General features: G+C 41.7%; 19 protein-coding genes. 6 read left to right on the forward strand and 13 right to left on the reverse strand.

Translation table 11 applies throughout. The annotated features are described in order from the left end of the window. Window positions 1–173 precede the first annotated feature (173 nt). Window positions 174–1,628: a M28 family peptidase gene (locus tag ACOQON_RS16730; protein ID WP_420576571.1), complete on the reverse strand. Its 1,455-nt coding sequence runs from the start codon at window positions 1,626–1,628 to the stop codon at window positions 174–176. A 147-nt stretch (window positions 1,629–1,775) separates the two neighbouring features. On the opposite strand from ACOQON_RS16730, the gene gcvP reads away from it, so the two are divergent. After that, window positions 1,776–4,655, forward strand: coding sequence for an aminomethyl-transferring glycine dehydrogenase (gene gcvP, locus ACOQON_RS16735; RefSeq protein ID WP_420576572.1), 2,880 nt, complete (start codon window positions 1,776–1,778; stop codon window positions 4,653–4,655). Further along, on the forward strand, window positions 4,655–5,404 hold the full coding sequence (locus tag ACOQON_RS16740) for a hypothetical protein (RefSeq protein ID WP_420576573.1): 750 nt from the start codon (window positions 4,655–4,657) through the stop codon (window positions 5,402–5,404). Before gcvP ends, ACOQON_RS16740 begins: the two co-directional genes overlap by 1 nt. Here ACOQON_RS16740 and ACOQON_RS16745 read toward each other — a convergent pair. Beyond that, window positions 5,401–5,925: a hypothetical protein gene (locus tag ACOQON_RS16745; protein ID WP_420576574.1), complete on the reverse strand. Its 525-nt coding sequence runs from the start codon at window positions 5,923–5,925 to the stop codon at window positions 5,401–5,403. The two genes, ACOQON_RS16740 and ACOQON_RS16745, sit on opposite strands and share 4 nt — an antisense overlap. On the opposite strand from ACOQON_RS16745, the gene ACOQON_RS16750 reads away from it, so the two are divergent. After that, window positions 5,906–6,940 (forward strand): hypothetical protein, encoded by a 1,035-nt coding sequence (locus ACOQON_RS16750; protein ID WP_420576575.1) that lies wholly within the window; start codon window positions 5,906–5,908, stop codon window positions 6,938–6,940. The genes ACOQON_RS16745 and ACOQON_RS16750 overlap by 20 nt on opposite strands. Before the next feature lie 31 nt (window positions 6,941–6,971). Here the strand turns inward: ACOQON_RS16750 and ACOQON_RS16755 are convergent, their stop codons facing one another. The 6 genes from ACOQON_RS16755 to ACOQON_RS16780 all read right to left on the reverse strand — a co-directional run bounded on the left by ACOQON_RS16755 (window position 6,972) and on the right by ACOQON_RS16780 (window position 14,751). Further along, on the reverse strand, window positions 6,972–7,631 hold the full coding sequence (locus ACOQON_RS16755) for a hypothetical protein (RefSeq protein ID WP_420576576.1): 660 nt from the start codon (window positions 7,629–7,631) through the stop codon (window positions 6,972–6,974). A gap of 2 nt (window positions 7,632–7,633) precedes the next feature. After that, window positions 7,634–8,416, reverse strand: a complete 783-nt coding sequence (locus ACOQON_RS16760; protein ID WP_420576577.1) for a DUF4097 family beta strand repeat-containing protein — start codon at window positions 8,414–8,416, stop codon at window positions 7,634–7,636. Between the two features lie 48 nt (window positions 8,417–8,464). Then, a complete protein-coding gene (locus ACOQON_RS16765) occupies window positions 8,465–9,205 on the reverse strand; it encodes a HEAT repeat domain-containing protein (RefSeq protein ID WP_420576578.1) in 741 nt (246 codons plus the stop codon). An 8-nt stretch (window positions 9,206–9,213) separates the two neighbouring features. Next, window positions 9,214–9,756 carry an RNA polymerase sigma factor gene (locus ACOQON_RS16770; protein ID WP_420576579.1) on the reverse strand — a complete coding sequence of 181 codons (543 nt, stop codon included), beginning with the start codon at window positions 9,754–9,756 and terminating at the stop codon, window positions 9,214–9,216. Between the two features lie 250 nt (window positions 9,757–10,006). Beyond that, complete coding sequence (locus ACOQON_RS16775) at window positions 10,007–13,915, reverse strand: ATP-binding protein (protein ID WP_420576580.1); 3,909 nt, start codon at window positions 13,913–13,915, stop codon at window positions 10,007–10,009. 107 nt (window positions 13,916–14,022) lie between these two features. Further along, window positions 14,023–14,751 (reverse strand): DUF3667 domain-containing protein, encoded by a 729-nt coding sequence (locus tag ACOQON_RS16780; protein WP_420576581.1) that lies wholly within the window; start codon window positions 14,749–14,751, stop codon window positions 14,023–14,025. A 50-nt stretch (window positions 14,752–14,801) separates the two neighbouring features. Between ACOQON_RS16780 and ACOQON_RS16785 the strand changes: the two genes are divergently transcribed. Further along, entirely contained in the window at window positions 14,802–15,107 is a 306-nt protein-coding gene (locus tag ACOQON_RS16785) for a hypothetical protein (RefSeq protein ID WP_420576582.1), read from the forward strand. 1 nt (window position 15,108) lies between these two features. On the opposite strand, the gene ACOQON_RS16790 is transcribed toward ACOQON_RS16785, so the two are convergent. The 5 genes from ACOQON_RS16790 to ACOQON_RS16810 all read right to left on the reverse strand — a co-directional run bounded on the left by ACOQON_RS16790 (window position 15,109) and on the right by ACOQON_RS16810 (window position 20,597). Next, on the reverse strand, window positions 15,109–15,477 hold the full coding sequence (locus ACOQON_RS16790) for a response regulator (RefSeq protein WP_420576583.1): 369 nt from the start codon (window positions 15,475–15,477) through the stop codon (window positions 15,109–15,111). 2 nt (window positions 15,478–15,479) lie between these two features. Continuing rightward, the gene (locus ACOQON_RS16795) at window positions 15,480–17,450 is read right to left on the reverse strand and encodes a tetratricopeptide repeat protein (RefSeq protein WP_420576584.1); all 1,971 of its coding nucleotides are present in this window, start codon (window positions 17,448–17,450) and stop codon (window positions 15,480–15,482) included. A gap of 73 nt (window positions 17,451–17,523) precedes the next feature. Then, window positions 17,524–18,897: a right-handed parallel beta-helix repeat-containing protein gene (locus tag ACOQON_RS16800; RefSeq protein ID WP_420576585.1), complete on the reverse strand. Its 1,374-nt coding sequence runs from the start codon at window positions 18,895–18,897 to the stop codon at window positions 17,524–17,526. 15 nt (window positions 18,898–18,912) lie between these two features. Next, on the reverse strand, window positions 18,913–19,983 hold the full coding sequence (gene prfA, locus ACOQON_RS16805) for a peptide chain release factor 1 (RefSeq protein ID WP_420576586.1): 1,071 nt from the start codon (window positions 19,981–19,983) through the stop codon (window positions 18,913–18,915). 38 nt (window positions 19,984–20,021) lie between these two features. Then, window positions 20,022–20,597: a DNA-3-methyladenine glycosylase I gene (locus ACOQON_RS16810; protein WP_420576587.1), complete on the reverse strand. Its 576-nt coding sequence runs from the start codon at window positions 20,595–20,597 to the stop codon at window positions 20,022–20,024. A 66-nt stretch (window positions 20,598–20,663) separates the two neighbouring features. Between ACOQON_RS16810 and ACOQON_RS16815 the strand changes: the two genes are divergently transcribed. Further along, window positions 20,664–21,743 carry a hypothetical protein gene (locus ACOQON_RS16815; protein WP_420576588.1) on the forward strand — a complete coding sequence of 360 codons (1,080 nt, stop codon included), beginning with the start codon at window positions 20,664–20,666 and terminating at the stop codon, window positions 21,741–21,743. Then, a complete protein-coding gene (locus tag ACOQON_RS16820; RefSeq protein ID WP_420576589.1) occupies window positions 21,740–22,564 on the forward strand; it encodes an arylamine N-acetyltransferase family protein in 825 nt (274 codons plus the stop codon). Before ACOQON_RS16815 ends, ACOQON_RS16820 begins: the two co-directional genes overlap by 4 nt. Window positions 22,565–22,589: the final 25 nt, after the last annotated feature.

Raw genomic sequence — 22,589 nt, forward strand, 5'->3', positions numbered from 1 at the left:
CTTTCTAATCACCAAAAACAGTTTTATCTATTTTTTTGAAGCAAAACTTTCTTGGAAACCGCATTAAATATTTATACTTGTAACAGAAAGATGGATTTTATAGTCTTTCTTTCCATAGCTGGTTGAAAAGATCTTGTGGGGCGAATGCCCCACAATGATCAATTTTCTCTCAACTATTCACCAGCAGTCTCCTCCATTTTATCTTTATCCGCTTTTATTCTTTCAGCTCTATTTGCAATTTCCCATCCTGTATGGAAAACGAGTCGTGCTCTTTTTTCCATGGTATCAAATGCGATCTTTTCTACTGTATCGGTAGCCTTATGATAGTCTGGGTGCGTTCCGTTGAAATAGAAAATGATTGGAATATTGTTCTTAGCAAAATTGTAATGATCAGATCGATAGTAGAACCTGTTTGGATCATTCTCATCGTTGTAAGTGTAATCCAACTCAAGGTTTGAATAGGTTTTGTTCACATTTTCTGAAAGGTCATGTAGCTCCTGCGAAAGTTTATCTGAACCAATCAGATAAACATAATCGCTATTATCTGCATGTGCGTCATCAATTCTACCTACCATATCAATATTTAGGTTTACTACCGTGTTTTCCAATGGAAATACCGGATCAGTATCTGTATAGTATCGAGACCCTAACAAGCCTTTCTCTTCACCGGTCACAGTCATAAAAAGAATACTTCGCTTCGGCCCCTTTTTCTTATTGGCCGCTTCAGCAAACGCCTCTGCGATTTCCAGCACCGTTACTGTTCCTGACCCATCATCATCAGCACCATTGTGAATCTCGCCTCCGATAATTCCCACATGGTCATAGTGAGACGTGATTACTAATACTTCATCAGGTTTTTCCGTCCCTTTCAAAAAGCCAAGGACATTCTCCGTTCCTACAGGTTTATCCAGATAGTCGGCGTTGAAAACCAATTCCGCCTTATCTCCTGGTTTTATCTCCTCAAATGCTTTTCCATACATCCAGGAAGCCAATGATTTGTCAGCAATGATCATCTTATCAGACTCATTATCTCTTGCTTCGAGTCCCAGGCTTGCACGTTTTAGGTAAGGTCCAAATCGAGTCAATACTGAACCAAACTCATCGTCGTTTTTCAATACAACCACAAATCCTTTTGCGCCTGCTTCCTTCGCCTCATCTATTTTATCCTGAAGGCCTCCCATTTGTTCAGTAGCATATACCACATATGCCCCATCATAATCATCCATATTTCCTTCTTCATTGGCCATCACCAGGCTGATGTATTCCTCACCCATCGTTTCTGCTTTGGAGTAATACACGAAATCCTCAAAGCCAATCTTCTTTTCTTCATCTTTTCGGAAGTATACAGATCCGATGGAAGACTCTGTCAAATTAAACTTCTGAAAATAGGATCCATCTACTGGTGCTTCAAGGCCCAGTGACTTGAAGTGATTGGCGATATATTCAGCAGCCATCTTTTGTCCCTTTTTCCCGGTCTCCCTGCCTTCATATTCATCTGAAGCAAGGATTGAAAGGTGTTCCTTCAGGTCCTCAGCCGTAATTGTCTTAGCATATTTCATGGCCGTCTTATCCTGCGCCAGTAATCCAAAGGCCACAATCAGGCCCAGTACATAAGTAATCTTTCTCATTGTGATATAACATGTTAAAAATCAGAACTTAAAACTAAGAAATTTTAGTACAGGTAAACCAAATAATTACACTAGTGGTTAGGGGGTAAAACACTTTTTGTACTGAGTGTACTGACGTAAATTTGCGGCCTCTAAATGATATCCCCGATGAAGTTAAATCTGAATGATCGAGTAGCGTTTGAAAGAAGACACAATGGTCCCTCTGATGAGGAGGTGTCAAACATGCTGAAAGCCATTGGTTTAGATTCCGTAGATCAGCTGATCGCTGAAGCTATTCCAGCTCCTATTTTGAAAAAAGGTCCACTTAACCTGCCTGTCGCCCTGAATGAGTTTGAATACCTGAATCGAATGCAAAAGGTGGCAGACAAAAACAAAGTGTACAAGTCTTTCATCGGTCAAGGGTATTACAACTGTGTAGTGCCGACGGTTATCCAGCGGAATATTATGGAAAACCCGGGGTGGTATACGGCTTACACTCCGTATCAGGCAGAAATCGCCCAGGGCAGACTTGAGGCTCTTATCAACTTCCAAACCATGGTCATCGACCTTACAGGAATGGAAATAGCTAATGCTTCTCTTCTCGATGAAGCAACAGCAGCTGCAGAAGCCATGAGCATGTTATATGGTTTAAGAAAAGGGGACAAGAAATCATCCAATAAATTTCTCGTGGATGAAGAGGTTTTCCCACAGACATTGGATGTACTTAAGACCCGAGCATTGCCATTTGGTATCGAATTAGAAGTGGTGGATCTGGCCAACGCAGACCTAAGTTCGCCGGAAATCTTTGGAGTTTTCTTCCAATACCCAAACAACTCAGGATCTGTCCGAGACTGGTCAATGGTCGTTAGCGAAGCAAAAGAAAATAATGTTTTTACTGCCTGCGCAGCTGATTTATTGGCGCTGACCCTCCTCACCGCTCCGGGTGAATGGGGCACAGATGTAGTGGTTGGTACTAGCCAGCGATTTGGTGTTCCAATGGGGTATGGCGGTCCTCATGCCGCATATTTTGCAACAAGAGAAGACTACAAAAGGCACATTCCGGGAAGAATCATAGGAGCATCAAAAGATGCGCATGGAAATGATGCCTATCGAATGGCGCTGCAAACCAGAGAACAACACATCAAAAGAGAACGAGCTACATCAAATATTTGTACAGCTCAAGTACTCCTGGCTGTAATGGCTGGCATGTATGCTGTATATCACGGCTCGAAAGGATTGAAACAGATTGGTGCTCGAACTCACGGGCTGGCAAAAGAAACAGCAAATACAATCGCACAATACGGTTTCGAAAACAAGAACACGTACTTCTTCGATACCATCAGAATCGACCTGACTCCTGAACAGTTGCTGCATATCAAGCAGTTGAGTGAGGAGCACGAGATGAATTTCAGGTTCTTTGAAGATGGTGTAGGTGTTTCTTTTGACGAATCTCATACTTTCGAAGATGCCAATGAGGTAGTGAAGCTCTTCGCACGATTGGGAAATGCTTTCGAAGCATCCATTGTTGAGGATTTTGAAGTGGAATACCCATCAGCACTGATGCGGAAAACTCCATTTTTAGAGCATCCAATATTCAACCAGTATCACTCCGAGCACGAGCTCCTTCGATACATGAAGAAGCTTGAGAACAAAGATCTTTCATTGGTTCACTCCATGATTTCACTCGGCTCATGCACCATGAAGCTAAATGCCACCACAGAAATGATTCCTGTGACCTGGCCAGAGTTTGCCAATATCCATCCGTTTGCACCGAAAGAGCAGGCAGAAGGGTATGGAATCCTGATCAACGAATTGCATGACTGGCTGGTAGAAATTACCGGCTTCCACTCCGTGTCGTTCCAGCCAAATTCCGGAGCACAGGGAGAATATGCCGGATTGATGGTAATCAAATCCTACCTGGAAGGAACAGGACAGCCAAACAGGAATGTGGCTTTAATCCCTTCCTCTGCACATGGGACAAACCCTGCCAGTGCTGTGATGGCCGGCATGCGAGTAGTCATTGTGAAGTGTGATGAGAATGGAAACATAGATGTAGATGACCTTCTTGAAAAAGCGGAAGCGAACAAAGATGAGCTGGCTGCCTTGATGGTGACTTACCCATCAACACATGGGGTGTTTGAAGAAGCCATTATCGAAATATGTGAGATCATCCACCAAAACGGAGGTCAGGTCTACATGGACGGGGCGAACATGAATGCTCAGGTTGGTTTGACTTCACCGGGCATCATTGGTGCGGACGTTTGTCACCTAAACCTGCACAAAACATTCTGTATCCCTCATGGAGGTGGCGGTCCTGGAATGGGTCCAATCGGTGTTGCTGAACATTTGACTCCTTACTTGCCTGGTCACACAACCGAGCATAACAGTAACCCTGCAGTATCTGCGGCGGCATACGGAAGTGCCAGTATATTGCCCATATCCCATGCCTATATCGCTATGATGGGGGCTTCCGGCCTGACCAATGCTACGAAAATGGCAATCCTAAATGCCAACTACATAGCAGCGAGACTAAAAGATCACTATCCTGTACTTTATGCAAATGATAAGGGTAGAAACGCGCATGAGCTGATCATTGATTGTCGTCAGTTTAAAAAGTCAGGCATTGAAGTAGAAGATATCGCCAAGCGACTGATTGATTATGGTTTCCACGCTCCAACGGTTTCCTTCCCTGTGCCGGGCACCATGATGATCGAGCCGACTGAAAGTGAGGTTCAGGAAGAGTTGGATCGCTTTTGCGATGCGATGATCGCCATCAGGGGTGAGGTTCAGGAAGTAATTGACGGAGTGGCCAATGCAGAAGATAACCCGCTTAAAAACGCGCCCCACTCTTACAAAGTGCTGGTAGCAGATGAGTGGAAGTATCCATACTCCAGAGAAAAAGCAGCTTTCCCTGCTCCATATGTGAAGGAGAATAAATTCTGGCCTGTGGTCAGCAGGGTGGATAGTGCTTATGGTGATCGTAACCTTGTTTGCAGCTGTCTGCCTGTAGATGCCTTCGAGGACAAGGAAGTAGCAGTAGAAGCATAATGAAACGGCTCGTTTTCATTGGTCTGCTTTTTACAGTTTTTCAGGGGCTGGCGCAGGTTAAGTTCCATGGGCAGCTGGGAATGACCGTCTCTACATTTGATCGTGATCTCATGCAAGAGTACGGTTTCATAGAATACCGTCAAGCACTGATTGATGAAGGGATCAATGCATCATCTGAAGCAAAAAATTCAGTGAGGATTGGAGCGGTCATCAGCATTGAAATAGACGTCTACCTGAATGAAAATACCTTTCTGAAAACAGGAGTGAAATACACGAATGGTGGAGATAGCTATTTTTTCAAGACTCCTGATATTCAGGTTCCAAGATTCTATGGGCTGATTACTTCCGACGGTCGATTTAAAGTTCGGCCCAGATTGGATTATATCGCCATTCCCATCAACTATGGGAAAAAGATAAATGACTTCACTGTTTATGGGGGCATCACCCCACATATCAACCAAGCCACTGCTTTGCGCTCCAACTCCTTTGTGGGGGCCGGAGGAAATACCGTCGAAGAGGAATGGGACCGGGAAGATGATCTGGTAAAGGCTACCAAGACCGTGTACTTTTTTAACCTGGGAGCCAACTACCTGATTCCGGCTTTTGACTTTGACAATGTGATCAGTCTTAATGTAAGCTATTCACTCAACCCTGTCTATGACCAGCCCAATGCCGTCGGTCAAATCAATGACGCACGTCTCTGGACGATTGAGGTTGGATATGGGATTACGCTATCGACTGGTGATTAATTACATAGCCTGATCTGAAAGGATCCTTCTACTGTATTTTCATCATCAAGAACTGCTTGAAGATATCCAAATACCATTCGGTTTTCAATAGCGAAGATGGACATGAAACCACTCGTTGCAACAAGTGAGCCTGAAATATTCGCATTGAATGTAACAACGACATCATTGTTATTGACTAACTGAGGAGTGATGGAATAATTTCCCTCATATTCAGGGAACCGAAGAAAAGCAGTAACATTTCGCTTGGCTGTGCTTCGAAGTGCACATGGGTCAGAAACGGATTCTTCCGTGGACAAAAAAGTCACCTTATAAATGAAATCTGCAGACTCTAAAAATGCATTGGCTGATTTATATGTCCATTCTTGCCCGTTGATTTCTCCCTGCAACACTTTATCAGGAAGTTCCACTTCGTCTTTACCACAGCTTATCAAAAGTACTGTGAGACTACATGCCAGTAAATAGAAAGATTTCCTACTTTTATGAATTACACATCTAATCCCCATGAAAAAGTTTCTACTCACTCTTCTAATTGTTGTATTGCTCGTTGTGGTATTTGCCCTGTACACTTTTACTTCTACAGGGTTCTTCCGCGAAGTTAATAACACTGAATCCTATGAAGTTATTGCAGAAATCCCAATGAAAGGGGCAGAAGACTTCACAATTAATTATGAGGATGGGTTTATGATCATTTCGCAAGATGATCGTGCAGGAAGAAGAGATGGTAATCCGTCCCAGGGACATCTTTACTATTTGGATTTGGATTCCGGCGATTTTCAGCCAAGGAAACTCACAGCGAATCATAAACTCAAATTTTACCCGCACGGGATTAGCTTGCTAAAGCTGGATTCCGCACACTATCAAATTTTGGTTGTCAATCATGCAAGAGGACACACCATCGAAAGGTTTGAGCTTTATGGAAATGATAGCCTGGTTTATGCAACTACATACCGTGATGAAAGCATGATCAGCCCGAATGATGTCATTGCTCTGGATGCTGAATCCTTCTACTTCACGAATGATCATGGGTACACCAGCTACTGGGGGCGAATGGCAGAAAATTACCTGGGGCTGGCTGTTTCTAATGTCATTTTTTATGACGGAAAATATCGGGAAGTGGCAGATGGTATCAGCTATGCCAATGGTATCAACATTTCGAAAGACCGATCACAGGCGTTAGTGGCTTCTCCCAGAAGTTTTAGTCTTAGGTACTACGACATTCAAGAAAATGGAGACTTGTCCTTTGACCACAGTTTGGATGTTGGAACCGGTATTGATAACATAGAACTGGATGATAAAGGAGACTTATGGATGGGGGCTCATCCGAGCCTTCTCGCATTCACATCTTACGCTGTTGGAAAAAATGAAGCGGCTCCTTCCGAGGTAATTAAAGTAACGGGTGATCGGGTAGAGTCTCTATATACTAACAATGGTGAGCTGGTTTCCGCAAGCAGCGTAGCTGCACCTTATAAGGATCTTTTGTTTGTAGGGACAGTGATGGACGATATGTTGTTGGTGTTAAAGAAAAAGGGTGAGTAAAGCACCCACCCTCAACCCCTCTCGAGGAGAATTAGCCTTTTCTCAAATAGATGTTTCCGCTGATGGTTTCAAAGTTGGATTCAACACCTCCTGAGCTTACTCGTCCTCTTACATCCTGTCCAACTATTTGTCGTAAGCCCTCTTTTCCATATGGATATTCAATTTCGATATCCGAATAAATCTCTCCGGAGATGGTTTTAGCCTTAAAATCCATTCCCTGTCTTTGTGGAATAGTCACATCAATTGCCCCGGAGATGGTTTTCAACTTCATTTCCGTACCAAAGTATTCAAACTGGTAATCTCCTGAAATCGTACTCGCTCTCACACTAAGTTTTGAAGGTAAATACACCTTGTAGTTGATCGTGGAGGTATAGCTACAGTTACTCCACTTTCCGTCTTTATCTTTGCTTAGCTTTTTCCACATATCCTCATCCATTTCGATGTAGATTGCGGAGCTGCTTGTCTCAGAAGAAAGGCTAAAAATATCATTGTCCTCTCCATCATTAATTTCAACCATCACCTCCACCAAAACTTCATTTTTATCCCATGTTTCAAAGACAATGTCATCAGCGAAATCAAATTCAAGATCCAGTAATTCCTGCCCTGAGACAGCTACTGATTCTGTTACTTTTTTAGGCTGTGCCCACAACCCGAAAGTTGCCAGGCACAGCACGATGGTAAACGCTCTCATAATCATTCTGCTTTTCTGATATAGATGTCACCGCTTATCGTCTTCAGAGAAATCTCGACACCACCGCCATTCAGCTTTCCAGTCGCATTCTGACCACCTACACGACGGATGTTCGCATCTTCACCAAAATCGAAATCAAAGCCAGTATATACACCTCCTGAAATGGTTGACATTTTAAAGGTTCCTTTCACTGAGGCCGGAAGTGTCACATCAATATCTCCGCTTGTAGAACTTAAAGATGTCGGAGAGCTACTGGAAAGAGAAGTGAATGATACTTCCAAATCTGAGCTAAGCGTGTGCGCCACAATGGGTCCTGTCACGTCAATAAATTCCAAATCTCCTACCTGGCTCTTGGCTTCTATTTCTCCAGCCATCCCTTTGATCACAACATCGCCCGCCTGCCAACTGTCATACTTCAGTTTCACTTTCAGGTTTTTTGGTAAGTACATGACATAGTCTGCATTGTCTGCTTCTCTATGAGCACCGGAAAGAGAGATTGTACTTCCTTCCTGGTTGATGCTCAACCCAATTCCTGTGTTTTCAGGTCCTGTTGCCGAAAGAGGCTTTAATCCCTTCGCCTTCTCAGGCAATCCTTTATAGTTCTTGCTTTCGATCCTGATTTCTGATCCGGAGATTCCCTCTATCTGCAAATCAGATGACAGGTTTTCGATGACCAGCCAGGTTTCAGCTGCATTACCCTTTATTGGATAACTGTAATTCGTTTTGGTCTGAGCCACAACACTGGTGGTCACAAACAGTATTAGTCCTGTTATTATCGCTTTCATTTTATCTTGTTTTTGAATGTTGATTAAAAATTGATTGTACCGGTATTTTTATGTCAAAACCTGAAGGGCAATTTCTGCCTGTTGTTTCACCTCAGGTGATGTATCTTCTTTTTCTATAATGTCTCTCAATGGTGCTATCGCACTTCGTTCCTCTGCCTCAACCAAGATGGTGATCAGGGTGATCTGGATTAGTGGGTCAGACTGAGCCTCTAATGACTTGACCAGCTCAGCTCTTACGTCCACATTGTCAATAAACTTTGCCAAAGCCTGCATGGCTGCATACCTCACATTCGGGCTCTCATCCGAGTTGAGCGTTGTAATCAGTGTTGCAATCAAATGCGTATTGACTGATGCCTCCTCTTCAATTTGGTTCACAGCCATGATCCGCTCACTTGCCGAATGCTTTTGCAAGGTGCTTCTCAGTGTCACTTCTCTTAGTGATTGAACCTCATCTTTCAGTGCTACCAATTCATCGGTTGATCCAGGTGTAGAAATTTTTCCTATTCCAAAGCCAATGATCAGCAAAGCCACTGCTGCTGCAATTTGCATCCACGGTGTAGCCGGTTTCGAACTCCTCAATTTCTCATTAATCAATGCCTCTCTGAACTTTGATTCAATGTGGGCCGGAACTTCAACTTCTCGGGTCATCTCCATGGCTTTATAAACTTCTTCCAGCTCAGAGAATCGCTTTTTCAACTCAGCGTCCTGCTCTACTTTTTCTTTTAACTCACCATTTTGCTCTCCTTCGAGCAAAGCAATTAGTTGTTCATCTGTTATTCTTTCTTTCATCTTATTTCTTATTCGTCATCTGACATTTCGAAATACACTTCCTTTAATTCTTTAATGGTGCGATGCACCTGAACTTTAATATTGCTGACTGTGGTGTCCCTCAGTTTGGCTATCTGCTCATATTTCATACCCTGAAACTTGCTGAGCACCAACAGCTCGCGTTTTTCATCCGTCAGCTTCTTCATTGCCAGATGCAGTTTTTTTTCATTTTCAATGGCCACTTCATCTACTTTCTCTTCCACCTCAGGCATCACCTCCACCGGATTAAATTGATCCTTATGGACTTTCATTTTCCTGAAGTGATCCTTCACCATGTTTCGTGCAATCTGAAAAATCCAAAACTGTACAGAGCGACCCTCCTTGTAAGAGCTTCTGTACCGCATTACCCGTACGAATAGCTCTTGCGTGAGGTCATCACTATCAGCCCGCTCCAGCGTTGACTTCAAAAAGTAGTTGTATATGCGCTTGCTGTAGCGATGGAACACCTCATTCAGATAGTCCAGCTGTCCGGCCTTTACCAGCGACATCAACTGTTCGTCACTTACTTCCAAATCGATTTAGGTTTGTATTTCCTATTGGTTTAAACCAGCCCCGCTGGTAAATGCATATAAGTTACAAGAAAAGGAAAGGAAGGTTACACACGGAAATAAAAAAGTCCCTGCCATCTAAATGACCGGGACCCGGGATTTATGGTGAGGATTTATTAAAAAAACTTGAAGAATTTTTTTGTGACACTATCAAAATAAATAATAGAACCAATAGAATTTCATCAGATTTGAATCAAATCCTATAAAATTTGAATCATGATACTTTTTTATACTCAGATGGCGTGCTCTGGAACACCTCTTTAAAAGACTGGGTAAAATAAGAGGGACTTTCAAAACCTGTAGCATAAGCAGTATTTGCGATGGATTCTCCTTTTTCAAGAAGCACGACGGCTTTCTGTAATCGATATTGCTTTAAGAGAGAGATCGCCGAGGTGTTCAGCATTGATTTAAGTTTTCTATTGAGTGTGCTTTTGCTCATACTCATCGCATCCGCTATTTCAGAAACATCTAGCTTTGAATTGGTATATGAGCCCTCGAGAAAGGTATAGAGTGTTTGAAGAAACGGGTCTTCTACTTTGACCGGTTTTACAGATGGATTTTCCGGTAAAAGTTCTCGTTTCAACTTCTCTCTGAGGTTTGCCTGTGACGTAAGGACATTTGAGATTCTTAGTTCAAGCTCATAAGTATGAAAAGGCTTAGTGAGGTAATCATCAGCTCCAGTCTCAAGCCCCTTCTCCTTAGATGATTGGGCTGTCTTTGCTGTTAGCATAATGAAGCGAATATGGTTGGTGCGAATGTCTTCCTTTATTTTCTGACATAGCTCATACCCACTCATTCCTGGCATCATCACATCTGAAATGATAATATCCGGAAGATGCTCTTTTACCATCTCTAAAGCCTCCCTTCCATTAGACGCGGATAAAACAGAATACTTTGAAGACAGACTTTCGCTAATGAAAGAACGCAGCTCCGGATTATCCTCAACAATTAGAATCGTTGACTCATCCTCTCGGTTTCTATTCGGCTCCTTTGATGATTGATTTTCGCGTTTTTTGCTGTCCAATGCTTCCACTGGCAGTGTAAGTTTAAAAGTTGTTCCAACTCCTACCTCACTAGCTACAGCAATCGTACCATCCATTAGCTCTGTAAGCTCCTTTACTAGTGAAAGCCCAATGCCGGTTCCCTCCTGTTGACGGGCATCCGAATCATCAATCTGATAAAACCGGTCGAATAACCGGTCGATTTTTTCGGCGGGAATACCAATGCCCGTATCCTTGACAGAAATGCCTACTGCCTCCTGATGATCGATCTTCTCCAAGCTCAAGGCAATATCAATCCGCCCACCTTCCGGGGTAAACTTGATGGCATTGCTAATCAGATTCATGATTACTTTTTCCCAGTGCTCCTTATCAAAAAGATACTGTCCCCCTATCTCTTTTGACACGTAGTTGATGGTTAGGTTTTTATCATTTGCATACTCCCTAAACTGATCCACAAAAGCACCGACAAAAGGCGCGATCTCACCTACTGATTTAAGCGATTGAATATTCCCTGACTCCAGCTTAGAGATATCAAGGAGTTGATTAACAAGCTTCAATAAATGATTTCCGTGACGGTGATTGCTCTCGAGTAGGTTTCTGATATCATCAGGATACTCCTTCTCTCTTAGCTTTTTTTCGAGTGGGGCCAGAATCAATGTTAGAGGCGTTCTAAACTCATGCGTAATATTTGAAAAGAACCGCGATTTAATATTATCCATTTCCTGTAGTCTTTCTGCCTCTCGTTTATTGAAAGCCATTTCCTGCTCACGATAGACTCTCTTGCGATAGCTCCTCCAATATATGATCACCAATATCCCAATAAATAAGGCATATGCTGTATATGCCCACCATGTTTGCCAAATCGGAGGATTAATCAAAATCGCCAGCTTTCTTACTTTCCCACTCCAAAGGCCGTTCGTATTGGAAGCTTCCAGATTAAGGGTATAGTTTCCGGGTCCCAGATTATCAAATCGGACTCTTTCGTTTTCCTCATTATTAATCCATTCCTTATTAAATCCATCCAGTCTATATCGAAATTTGTTGGAGCTTGGATCATTGTATTGCATAGCGGCCATGTCCACAACGATTGAGTTTTGATCATAAGACAGCTCCAAATAATTCATTGTAGGTAAGTATTCATCAACCATGACATTGTTAATGTAAAGACTGGAAATTCTTACTTCGGGAGAATAGTTTGCTTCTCCCAGATCATAGGGGTTAAAGATGGTATATCCGGTCGGGCCTCCAAAAGCGATACGTCCATCCGGAAATTCAAAAACATGATGCCTGTTAAATTCGCTCCCATGTAAGCCATCCCTTTGATTGAATGTGGTGATTTGCCAACTATCGTCTTCTATTTTAGCCACCCCATTGAATGTACTTACCCAGAGGTTACCCAGACTGTCCTGAACCATGCCTGCCATATTGGTATTTGGAAGACCATCCCTCTCTGTGAATGCTCGCGCTGTTTCTCTGGTGTACTTGTTCCACTGAAGCAGTCCAGCTCCTAAGGTCCCTATCCAAAAAATAGAATCGTTTTGAATGTCTTTTTTTAAGAAAACAAAACCACTCTCATCAGATACTGGATTATGAACGTTTTTAACCTTACCATCAGCGATTTCAAAGAGCTCGTTTGATGTGGTTATAACCCATTGGCTTCTTTCATCCACAACTAAATCGACCGGTTGATTATAGTCAGTCGTTGAGTTCATAAAAACAACTTCACTAATCACATTTCCGCTTTTTGAATACTGAATTAATTCCCCTGTATTAGTAACTGTCCACAAGTAGTTACCTGAGACATCAATACCAAAAAACATACTTGGATATGATGGATTCATATTTTCCAGTAGTTTTCCATTTTTGAAGACCTTTCTAAAGTGAGAGTATTGGAACTCATTGGTCATGTAAAGATTCTTTTCTTCATCGTATACATACCTGAAGCCGTACGCCCATCGTTTTCTATCCCAGTTTTGATGGAATTGTAAAGAATCCTCTGAGTGGTATTTCAATAAGTCGTATAAAAAATTCCTTTCGTATTCATAGGCTTGAAAAGCAGGCTGATTGGTGTCTATGCTAAATAGGCCGCCGGTATTCGTTCCGATCCATAAGTTGTTGGAGCGATCCATATGCAAAGATGAGATTTCGAGAGCGGGTTCATAGGGGTACTCCCACAGCAACGTGATTTGCTCATCTTCTGATAGTCTTAAAACTTTACCATGGTACTCAAAGATCAAATCACCATTATTTGCATAAGTAAAGTTCTCGATATACTTGGTAAACCGTGTTTCGTAGGGAAGATCGATCCTTCTGAACTTTTTTGACTTTATATCATAAATCACAATGGTAATACTGAAGCTCCCCTTTTCAGGTATTTGCAGGAACAACCTATCCCCTTTTAAATAGCGCATGCGGTAGGGGACTCTGGTTCTTGATCTGAACCTGTTTTCAGGAACCGCACCGACAACCTGTCTACTGACGGCTGACCAACTGGAGTCACATTCGATCAAGTCGTGTGCGCCAATAAACATCCAAAGCCCGTTCCGCTCATCGGTGGTAAAGCCTGCAACAAATATCGAGTCACTTACCTGGTCCTCAAAAAGTTTTTTCAATCTGTTGTTAGAAGCATCGAATAGTCTGTACTCCCCTTCACCCCCTGCAAACCATAGTCCCTGCTCGTCTTTAAAGAACCACTCGGGCACCCGCTCAGGGTCTAGCCTCAGCCGAAACTGTTCTTTGGAGATTGATAGAACAGGTGGCACGTCTTTTTGCAGCATGCCAGTGTTCAAATCGATTCGATCAACCTGATTATTGAAATTGTATATCCAGAGGTTATTCTTATCATCCAGATATAAGTCATTGATTGCGTTGGTTGAAAGCTGCCTGTCAAGGTCTTTCTCATCGGGTGCATATCGCCTAAAGTTTTTTCCATCAAACCTGGCTATCCCGTCACGAGTAGAAATCCAAATAAAACCCTGCTGATCCTGAACTATCCCGGTGATAAAGCTTTGTGGAATTCCATCATCGGTATCATAGTGAATAAAATCTTTGTAAAGTGGCTCAAACTGGGAATAAGACACAGTCAAAAGGAGTAGGCAGGCAAAGGAGGTGAATAGGCGCATTCCCAGTTAAGATAATCACCAATTGTGAAAGTTTTAACTGGTTCGCACTTATTTAGCTCTTCTTACCTCGATCATGAAATAGTAATAAGTGCAATGACTAACAATATTCAGAGGTAGAAAATCAGTGCACCCACTCCGCTGAAAATGATCATGGCGGAAATGATGTAGAAGATATTTAATAGAAATAGTTTAAACAGTGTGGTCAACCATCTTTGCTGGTAGACTTTGCGTAAGGCAATCAAAAGATACATCTCAAGCAATAAAAGTGTAATGAAGAATGACCACTGACTCAGGAATACGCTTGTAGGAAATATGAAGTCAATCAGAATAACCATGACGGTAAGCAACACAAATGCGAATGCATGATAGTGTACTGAAAAAATAAAATGGGTGAGATAAAATCGTCCAGGCTTTCTGAAAAGGATATAAAGGAAAAGAGCAAAAAGTGGAAGGAGCAAAAAGAAAAGTCGCGGGAACCACACACTGAAAAAGGAGTCTAAAAATTCTGCTTCCTCTGATTTCTCCGATGCAACAGTTTTATCTACCGGTCCAAGGAAAAGGAAGAAAACAATACTTATGAAAATGAACATCCTGAGTGGTGGGATGTATCGAACTCTTCTTCCAGCAACAAATTCCCTGGTCAGAAAACCGGGATTAAATAAAAGTGGCCGGACACTCCTGATGATCAATGAGTCAAAAGTGAAGTAATCACCAAGAAAGTCAAGAATAAACTGCTTGAAATGAACCACCTTGTCTTTGTGCTCCTGACCGCAAGTAGGGCAGAACCTAAAATCAGATTCAAGTTTTCTTTCACAGTTTTTACAGATTCTTTCCAATATTCTGCGTTTACATTAATATTGATGAACATCGAAAATACTTCGTTGCATTGAGGAATAAACTATTCATTACTTTTCTTTTAATACTGGCTGTCTCTATTAATGTTTCAGCCCAACGAATTGTGGTGGATTCTACCTCAACCAATAAATATTTGATAAAACCAGAAAGGTCGGAAGAAAAAATTTCTCCTCAGGAGGAGCCTTCTTTTGGCGATCGTGCCATTTCAATAGGCAAGGGGATTATTAATCGATTAAAAGCTCGACTTAACCTGGAAGAAGCAGCCGAAAGCATTAAAGACAAGAAGGATCAAATACTGGGTAAACCAGAAGAAGAAATTAAAAAGGAGGACGGTTAGCTTAAGCTGCACCGCTCAAATGCTTTTCTATTTCCGCTCGATCAAAAGGCTTGGTAAAAAATTTTTGTATCGTGTTTTCCTGAAGTGCCTGGTCAATTTCATCATTGAACGCATACCCACTCAAAATGAAATATGGAATATTGCTTACTGTTTCTTGCGCCTTTTCAATAAACTGAACACCATTCATTTTAGGCATGTGCATATCGCTGATAACAGCAAGTATCCTGTCTTTATTTTCCTCTAGCTTTTTAAGCCCCTCCTCGGGTGAATTAGCAACTAATACTTCTCTCTTCCCCTCAAAAGATATTCTGAATAAAAGCAAATTAGCCTCCTCATCGTCAATGTATAATATTGCCGGTTTCTCACTCATGTCTATAAAGGTAAGCGAATAATAAACTTCGTCCCTTGTCCAGGGTTTGATTTTACATCAATATTTCCTCCATGTTCCTCAATAATTGAAAAGGTGATAAACAAACCAAGTCCTGTGCCTTCTCCGGGTGGTTTAGTTGTGAAGAAAGGATCACTTATTTTCATAAGGTTTTCTTCGGGAATTCCTTCACCATCATCTTCAATCCAGATTTCCATAAAATCATCCTTTTTTCGCGTGGTTATTTCAATCGTTCCTTCATCAATTATGGCTTGTTCGGCATTCGCTATGATATTCATCATTGCCTGGTGCAGTCTGCCCTCATTTCCTTTGAGTTCCGAACCCTGATTGGTAAAATTGGTAAGTACTCGAACGCGATTGCGAATTTTGTTATGAAGAATGAGCAAACAGTTTTCTATAATCTCGTGAATGTTACACTTCTCATCCGTATTCGGACCTCTTCTACTAAAGTGACTCAGGCTTTTTACAATATTCGTGGCACGATCTACTCCCTCATTTACGATCTTAAAGTATGACTGTAACTCTTCATCCTTATTTCCTTCCAGTTTTTTGGATAATGCCTCTATCCCATTTTTAATAAAATTAAGCGGGTTATTAATTTCATGACCTACGCCTGCTGCCAGAACTCCCAGAGATGCCATCTTTTCAGACGTAATCAAAAGTTTCTGTGTTTGTTTTAGCTCCTCATTATTCCGCTGAAGTTCTTTATTCTTTTTGTCATTCTTACGCAATAGAATGATCATCACAATCAATAAAGGCACTGTAATGATGATAATGAAAGTAAAAAGCTGATTGGTGATAACTTGATTTCTGATTTGCGCTTGCTGCTCAGTTAGTCTAAGCCTATCCTGCTCCTCTTTTATCTTCAGCGGAATCAGACTTAAGTTGCGGGATACGACATCATGGAAAATGGAATCCCGAAGATGAATGTATTCATTCAAATACTTGTTTTCTAAAGTTTGTTCATTCAAGCTTTTGTATACAGACGCATATAGCTTCAAAACATCCAGCTGTTGCTGCCAGAGTTGAATTTGATTCGCCCAGTCCTCACACATTTTCAAATTCTCCAATGCGCCCTCATGATCCCCCTGATCTTCCGCGATTTTTGCCAATAAGAAGTAGGCTTCAGCCAGCCCCTTTTTGTCATCAATGGATGTACTTGCTTCCAGGGACTTATTTAGGTAGTAAACAGCAGAATCTACCTTTTCTATTTGCATCAATACTTCTGCGATCCCTCTGGCCGATACCGCCCCCCAGTTTATGTTTTCAATTTCTTCGCCAAGGGAAAGCCCTTCTCTAAAGTATTTGAGCGCCTCATCCAGGTTTCCTTCTCTAAGGAATGTAATCCCAATATTGTTTGTGGAATACAGTTCATTATCAAGACCTTCCGTCTCAATTGCCACATCATAGGCTTCCCTGAAATACTGCCTTGCCGTTTTGTAGTCTTGAATGCGCTCGAAGACCAGTCCGATGTTGTTGAGTGTAGTGGACAAACCATAGGTCTCCCCAATTTTTTCTTTGATCTCCTTGGATCTCAGGAGATACTCGAGTGCAGTCTGATAACTCCCCAGATTATAATTAAGGAGTCCGATGTTATTGTATCCATTGTTTATGAGAGCCGAGTCCTTTAGCTCCAGCGCAATTGCCAACGCTTTTTTATTATACTCCAATGACAAATCAAAATCACCCTTATAGTAATAAACCCCAGCAATGAGTCTGAGTGATTTTGAAATCAAAGTAGAATCATCCAGCTCCTGAGCCAGACTCAATGCCTCCTCTCCATAACCCATTGCCCTTTCCGGATAATTCAACCAAAGATCAATCACAATCTGATGAAGCGCGTCAATTTTTTCCTTCCCTTCAACCTCCTTTGAATAGTTTATTAAACTGTCCGATTGTCCAATTAAATTATTCGAACACAGAAATAGAATTGCTATGTAAAAGATGGTTTTCACTCTTTCATTGAAAGATAGTTCAGTAAAAGGTAACAAGAAATATGTAAAAGGAGTCTGCTATTTAGACGGCCGACTATTCTTTTTCGATGCGTTCAAACGCACCAATATCAGGCTTGCTGTCCCTGGGGTTTCCCAAGAGGTCATACATAATTCCAAGGTCTACTCCTTTGTCTTTCGCAAAAGCCAGCGTATCTAATGAATAATCATTGGCAAATACATTAGTAAAGCCTGGGAAGTTTGTTTCCCGTGAGGTGAAGTTGCTGCTTATTTCTTCGCCGGATTTGATGATATTACTCTCCAGCAAAACGGAAACATTGGCTCCTCCTCCATTGTTGATCAGGAGTTCTTCCTCGCCCGAACCCCATATAATTGAGTTGGCAATAGCCAAAGAAAGATCGCCCGTAAGAAGTTCGTTCTCTCCGATTACAATGTTATCTGAAAATTGAACCGTGGGTTCATCCTGAACAAATAATGCCGGCTCGTTTGAGAAGGTACAATGCGTAAATGTATAATTACCACCGGCAAAACCTCCGACCAAGTAATTTCCACAATTGTAAATCAGGGTATTGGTCACGGAGAGATCAGAGGTAAATGCCAGAATTCCGGCTTGACTCATGTTGAAAATTTCCGTGTTTGAAACCACAACATCCGGGATATCATTTTCATCCGGACTACCGAGCCTGATTCCAACCTGTCCATTATAGATTTCTGTAAATGCAAACTGATTGTCTGCACTCCCCTCCAAAAAATAGATGCCATTCCATTGTCCCGGTACCTGATCATATATTCCGTCAAATCGTGCGTTTCGAAAAACAATATGGTTGGCTGAATCGCCAATAGCTGTTAAAGTTCCCTGAATAAAAAGCGCAGCATCATTTTCGAAATATACAGTTGTCCCCTTTTCAATAATGAGTCGACAATTGCTCCCCACAAGCACCGTATCTGAAATAATATATGGTCTGCTGCTCGTCCATGTCTCATCACAAATGGTAACATTACTAACTGTCGTGGCATCCTGACCATAAGAGACCAACTTTACATGCTCTTCATTGGTATTCCATCTGAAAATAATCGAATCCTTGACGATATAAGGAAGGTTTTCATTCCTCGCCTCTACATTCACCTCCACTAAAATCATCAGGCTATCTCCGCCAAGCAAACGCTCGTTTGAGACTGCATTTTGATCCTTGCCATTGATAATGACATTGTAGTCTGAAGCCTGTCTTTTGCCCAAAACGATCTCTGTAAACTGGATGGCTTCCTCATTAGGATTGTAAACGGTCAGCCTGCGTGTACTGCTTCTTCGCTCTGAAAGCAACGTATCGAAAGCAACCGTATCGTTACTAAATAATAGTGAAAGTGACGGATCAAATGATATTGACTCTTCTTTGGGAGAGCACGCCATTCCCAGAAGGAAAATCCAAAAAATGATCAGGAGGTTTCGCATCTGAATTAAAACGGATTATCCCGCCTCTTCTTTCATTATCTCCGCATTTTCTGCAATTCTAAGCTGCTCTATGAATTCATCGATATCACCATTCATGACGTTTGGCAGATTATATACAGAAAGATTGATTCTGTGATCCGTAACCCTTCCTTGTGGATAGTTGTACGTTCTGATTTTATCGGAGCGGTCTCCTGAGCCCACCATACTTTTTCGCTGGCTGCTTATTTCCGCATTGTGCTTTTGTAGTTCAATTTCATATAGTCGTGAACGCAATACTTTCAATGCCTTATCATAATTGGCATGCTGTGAGCGACCATCCTGACACTCCACGACTAAGCCAGATGGAATATGTGTCAACCGAACGGCAGATTCCGTTTTATTGATGTGCTGACCTCCTGCACCGGATGCCCGGAAGGTATCTTTTCTAATATCGCCCATGTTCAGCTCCACATCGACCTCTTCCGCCTCCGGCAAAACAGCAACAGTCGCGGCTGACGTGTGCACTCTACCCTGGGATTCAGTAGCGGGCACTCGTTGAACTCTATGAACTCCGGACTCGAATTTTAATTTTGCATAAACATCCTCACCTTCTACGGAGGCCACTATTTCTTTATATCCTCCGGCACTTCCTTCACTAAAATTCAAGATAGAAAAAGTCCAGTTCTGGTCCTCTGCATAGGATTTGTACATTCTAAAAAGATCCCCTGCAAAAATAGATGCCTCATCTCCACCTGTGCCTGCACGAATTTCCAGAATCACATTTTTGCTGTCATTAGGGTCTTTCGGGATGAGCATGAATTTTAGTTCCTCTTCCAGGTTTTCGATTTGCGGTTCCAGCTCATCAATCTCCGCTTTTGCCATTTCACGAAATTCAGGGTCTTTCTCGTTGTTTAGCACATCCTTTGCACTTTGCAGATTGCTTTTAGCTTCTGAAAACTCTTTGTATTTCCTTACAATCTTCTCTAGATCCTTGTATTCTTTATTCAGCTTGCCATACTTCTCCATGTCCGTGACAATGTCCGGTTGTACAATAAGCTGACCCACCTCCTCAAATCGATGCTTTATTTCCTCCAGTTTCTCAATCATCCCTGACTCTTTAACTCACAAATTTAATCGACTGTCTTTCAAATTTTATTTTTCAACTCCTCATACCTGAAGCAATCCGTGGTATGATCATTAACCAGGCCAATGGCTTGCATATGAGCATACATGGTGGTAGAGCCGACAAATTTGAATCCTCTTTTCTTTAAATCTTTAGACAAAGCATCCGATTCCCTAGTTGTGACCGGTACTTCTTTCATGGTTTTCCAACTATTCACAATCGGTTTACCGCCCACGAATTGCCAGATGTATTTATCGAAAGTGCCGAACTCTCCCTGCACTTCCATAAATCGACGAGCATTATTAATCGTTGCTTCAATTTTGGCTCTATTTCGAATGATCGATGCATCTTGTAAAAGATCCTCTACCATCCCTTCACCATATTCCGCTACTGTTTGATAATCAAAGTTGGCAAACGCCTTCCGATATCCTTCCCTTTTCTTGAGAATTGTGGCCCAGCTTAAACCTGCCTGCGCACTTTCCAATACCAGAAATTCAAAATGCTTCTGATCATCATGGACGGGAACTCCCCATTCCTCATCATGATAGCGAACATATTCATCAAAGGAATTGGCACACCAGGTGCATCGTGTTTCCATAGTTATACTAAATTGAGATATTTGAGAGTTGAGTTCTTATAAAATTAGCACTTTACCATTCAACTAATGAAAGGATTTTTCACAGTAGTACTTTATGCCATTGGGGTTTTGCTTTATGCTCAATCCCCGTTGTACGATTATGTTTCTTTCAACAAGACACTGAAAGTGCCCGAAAAACTTGGGAGTGAGCGTACCGCTGTTATTTTTTCAATTCCTGAAAGAAACCACGAGTTTGTCTCCGTAGGTGACCCTCAAAAATTCCTGGCCCAAGTGCATCAGGCTTTTGTGACGATGGGAATAGATGCTATTTTTTATTTAAACGATATTAATTACACCGCCAGTCACAATGCCCGGCTTGCTTATGTAGAGTTGTTTAATCAGCGAAGAATAGAAAACATTGTTTTCATTAGTCAAACAAATAGTGGCTTTGAGTTTTTGATGGCTCCTTTTAGTGGTAGTAGTCGCTTGATTAAAGACGGTAGTGACGCCTTTTTTCAGGAAGCTAGTGATCTCTACACGTTATTGTTAAATGTTGGTAAAGAAGTGCGAAGAGCAGATCAGGAACTGGCCAATTTTTTGATCCCGGAAAAGCCCAATGTACTCAAAGGGCTTTCGATTGTGGAGAATACTTTGTTGAAAAACTATCCGGGTATTTTACGCAGAAGTAAACTCGCAGTGGAGCGCTTCAGTCTATTGGATTCAACCCATATATCTGACGAGGAGGTGTTAGAAAACATCAGAAGATTCAATAAGGAAGTTGCCGAGAAGAACCGTCAACTTGAGCAAATAATAAAATCATACCCTTATGAATATGAGATCATTGATCCTATGTCCGATGATGATTTGAAAAGAAACCGATATCAGTTTTTGCTAAGATCTGTCAGGTCTTCTGCAGTTATAGTCAAACAAATGCTGGATTACGAAGTGCCTCCTGGTGAAACAGGTTTCGTCTCTATCATTCCTGTCATGCCGGATCAAACGCGTGTGAAAACCATTCCAAGGGATGCCATCGTTCATAAGTTTTACATACGTCAGAATATTTCAAAAAATGTACATGTTGGTGAATGGGATGCGGATGTCACATGGCAGGAAGCGCTAAACAACATGATTGGTAATCTCACTCAGGAGCTGAACATTAAAAATTGAGAAAACTAAACTTTTTCCAAAACAGCCCTAAAGCATCTAAAATAGATGTGGATGCTTACCTGAAGCGGATTGACTTAGAAAAAAAACCTCCATCACTGGCCTATCTGAAAGAGCTACAAAAAGCTCACCTTATACACATCCCGTTTGAAAATCTGGACATTCACTATCGAAGCAAAATCATACTGGATTACAAAAAAATTTTCGATAAAGTAGTCAAGCGGGGAAGGGGAGGCTTTTGCTATGAACTAAACGGCCTTTTCTATCACTTGCTAAGTAATTTGGGTTTTGATTGTCATATCATTTCGGCGGAAGTATTTAGCCAGGAAACAATAGAGTTTGGGCGTCCATTTGATCATATGGCAATTGTTGTTGGGATTGATGATGTTTTGTGGCTGGCCGATGTTGGCTTTGGTGATGGAATCGTTAATCCGTTGAAAATTAAGGTTGGAGAGGTGCAGGTGGACTATACCAAATACTGGAAAATTGAGGAAGACCCGGATGAAAACTTGATTTTAAAAGTTTCTAATGATACAAGTTATTATGAAACGAAGCTACGGTTTACTACTCAGGAAAAACAGCTCATTCAGTTTATGGAAATGTGCGAATATCATCAATCATCCCCTGCATCTCCATTTACCCAAAAGAAATTAGCCACCCGCCTTCTTCCTAATGGTCGGGTAACATTAACTGATCGCAAATTGAAGATTACCGATTTGGGAGAAACGAAAGAGTCAGGTATTTTACATGAAGACGAATTTCTCTCAAAACTGGAACATCATTTTGGCATTACTCATCAACAGCTTATTCCAAAAGAGTCATAAAAAAATCCCGATGGTATATCGGGAT

This window comes from Ekhidna sp., from assembly GCF_965221965.1.
Classification (GTDB): Bacteria; Bacteroidota; Bacteroidia; order Cytophagales; family Cyclobacteriaceae; genus Ekhidna.

Excerpts from the sequence above, each read along its gene's own strand:
- ACOQON_RS16730 (WP_420576571.1), bottom strand. The coding sequence starts at position 1,628 with ATGAGAAAGATTACTTATGTACTGGGCCTGATTGTGGCCTTTGGATTA.
- gcvP (WP_420576572.1), top strand. The coding sequence starts at position 1,776 with ATGAAGTTAAATCTGAATGATCGAGTAGCGTTTGAAAGAAGACACAAT.
- ACOQON_RS16740 (WP_420576573.1), top strand. The coding sequence starts at position 4,655 with ATGAAACGGCTCGTTTTCATTGGTCTGCTTTTTACAGTTTTTCAGGGG.
- ACOQON_RS16750 (WP_420576575.1), top strand. The coding sequence starts at position 5,906 with ATGAAAAAGTTTCTACTCACTCTTCTAATTGTTGTATTGCTCGTTGTG.
- ACOQON_RS16755 (WP_420576576.1), bottom strand. The coding sequence starts at position 7,631 with ATGAGAGCGTTTACCATCGTGCTGTGCCTGGCAACTTTCGGGTTGTGG.
- ACOQON_RS16760 (WP_420576577.1), bottom strand. The coding sequence starts at position 8,416 with ATGAAAGCGATAATAACAGGACTAATACTGTTTGTGACCACCAGTGTT.
- ACOQON_RS16765 (WP_420576578.1), bottom strand. The coding sequence starts at position 9,205 with ATGAAAGAAAGAATAACAGATGAACAACTAATTGCTTTGCTCGAAGGA.
- ACOQON_RS16775 (WP_420576580.1), bottom strand. The coding sequence starts at position 13,915 with ATGCGCCTATTCACCTCCTTTGCCTGCCTACTCCTTTTGACTGTGTCT.
- ACOQON_RS16790 (WP_420576583.1), bottom strand. The coding sequence starts at position 15,477 with ATGAGTGAGAAACCGGCAATATTATACATTGACGATGAGGAGGCTAAT.
- ACOQON_RS16800 (WP_420576585.1), bottom strand. The coding sequence starts at position 18,897 with ATGCGAAACCTCCTGATCATTTTTTGGATTTTCCTTCTGGGAATGGCG.
- prfA (WP_420576586.1), bottom strand. The coding sequence starts at position 19,983 with ATGATTGAGAAACTGGAGGAAATAAAGCATCGATTTGAGGAGGTGGGT.
- ACOQON_RS16810 (WP_420576587.1), bottom strand. The coding sequence starts at position 20,597 with ATGGAAACACGATGCACCTGGTGTGCCAATTCCTTTGATGAATATGTT.
- ACOQON_RS16815 (WP_420576588.1), top strand. The coding sequence starts at position 20,664 with ATGAAAGGATTTTTCACAGTAGTACTTTATGCCATTGGGGTTTTGCTT.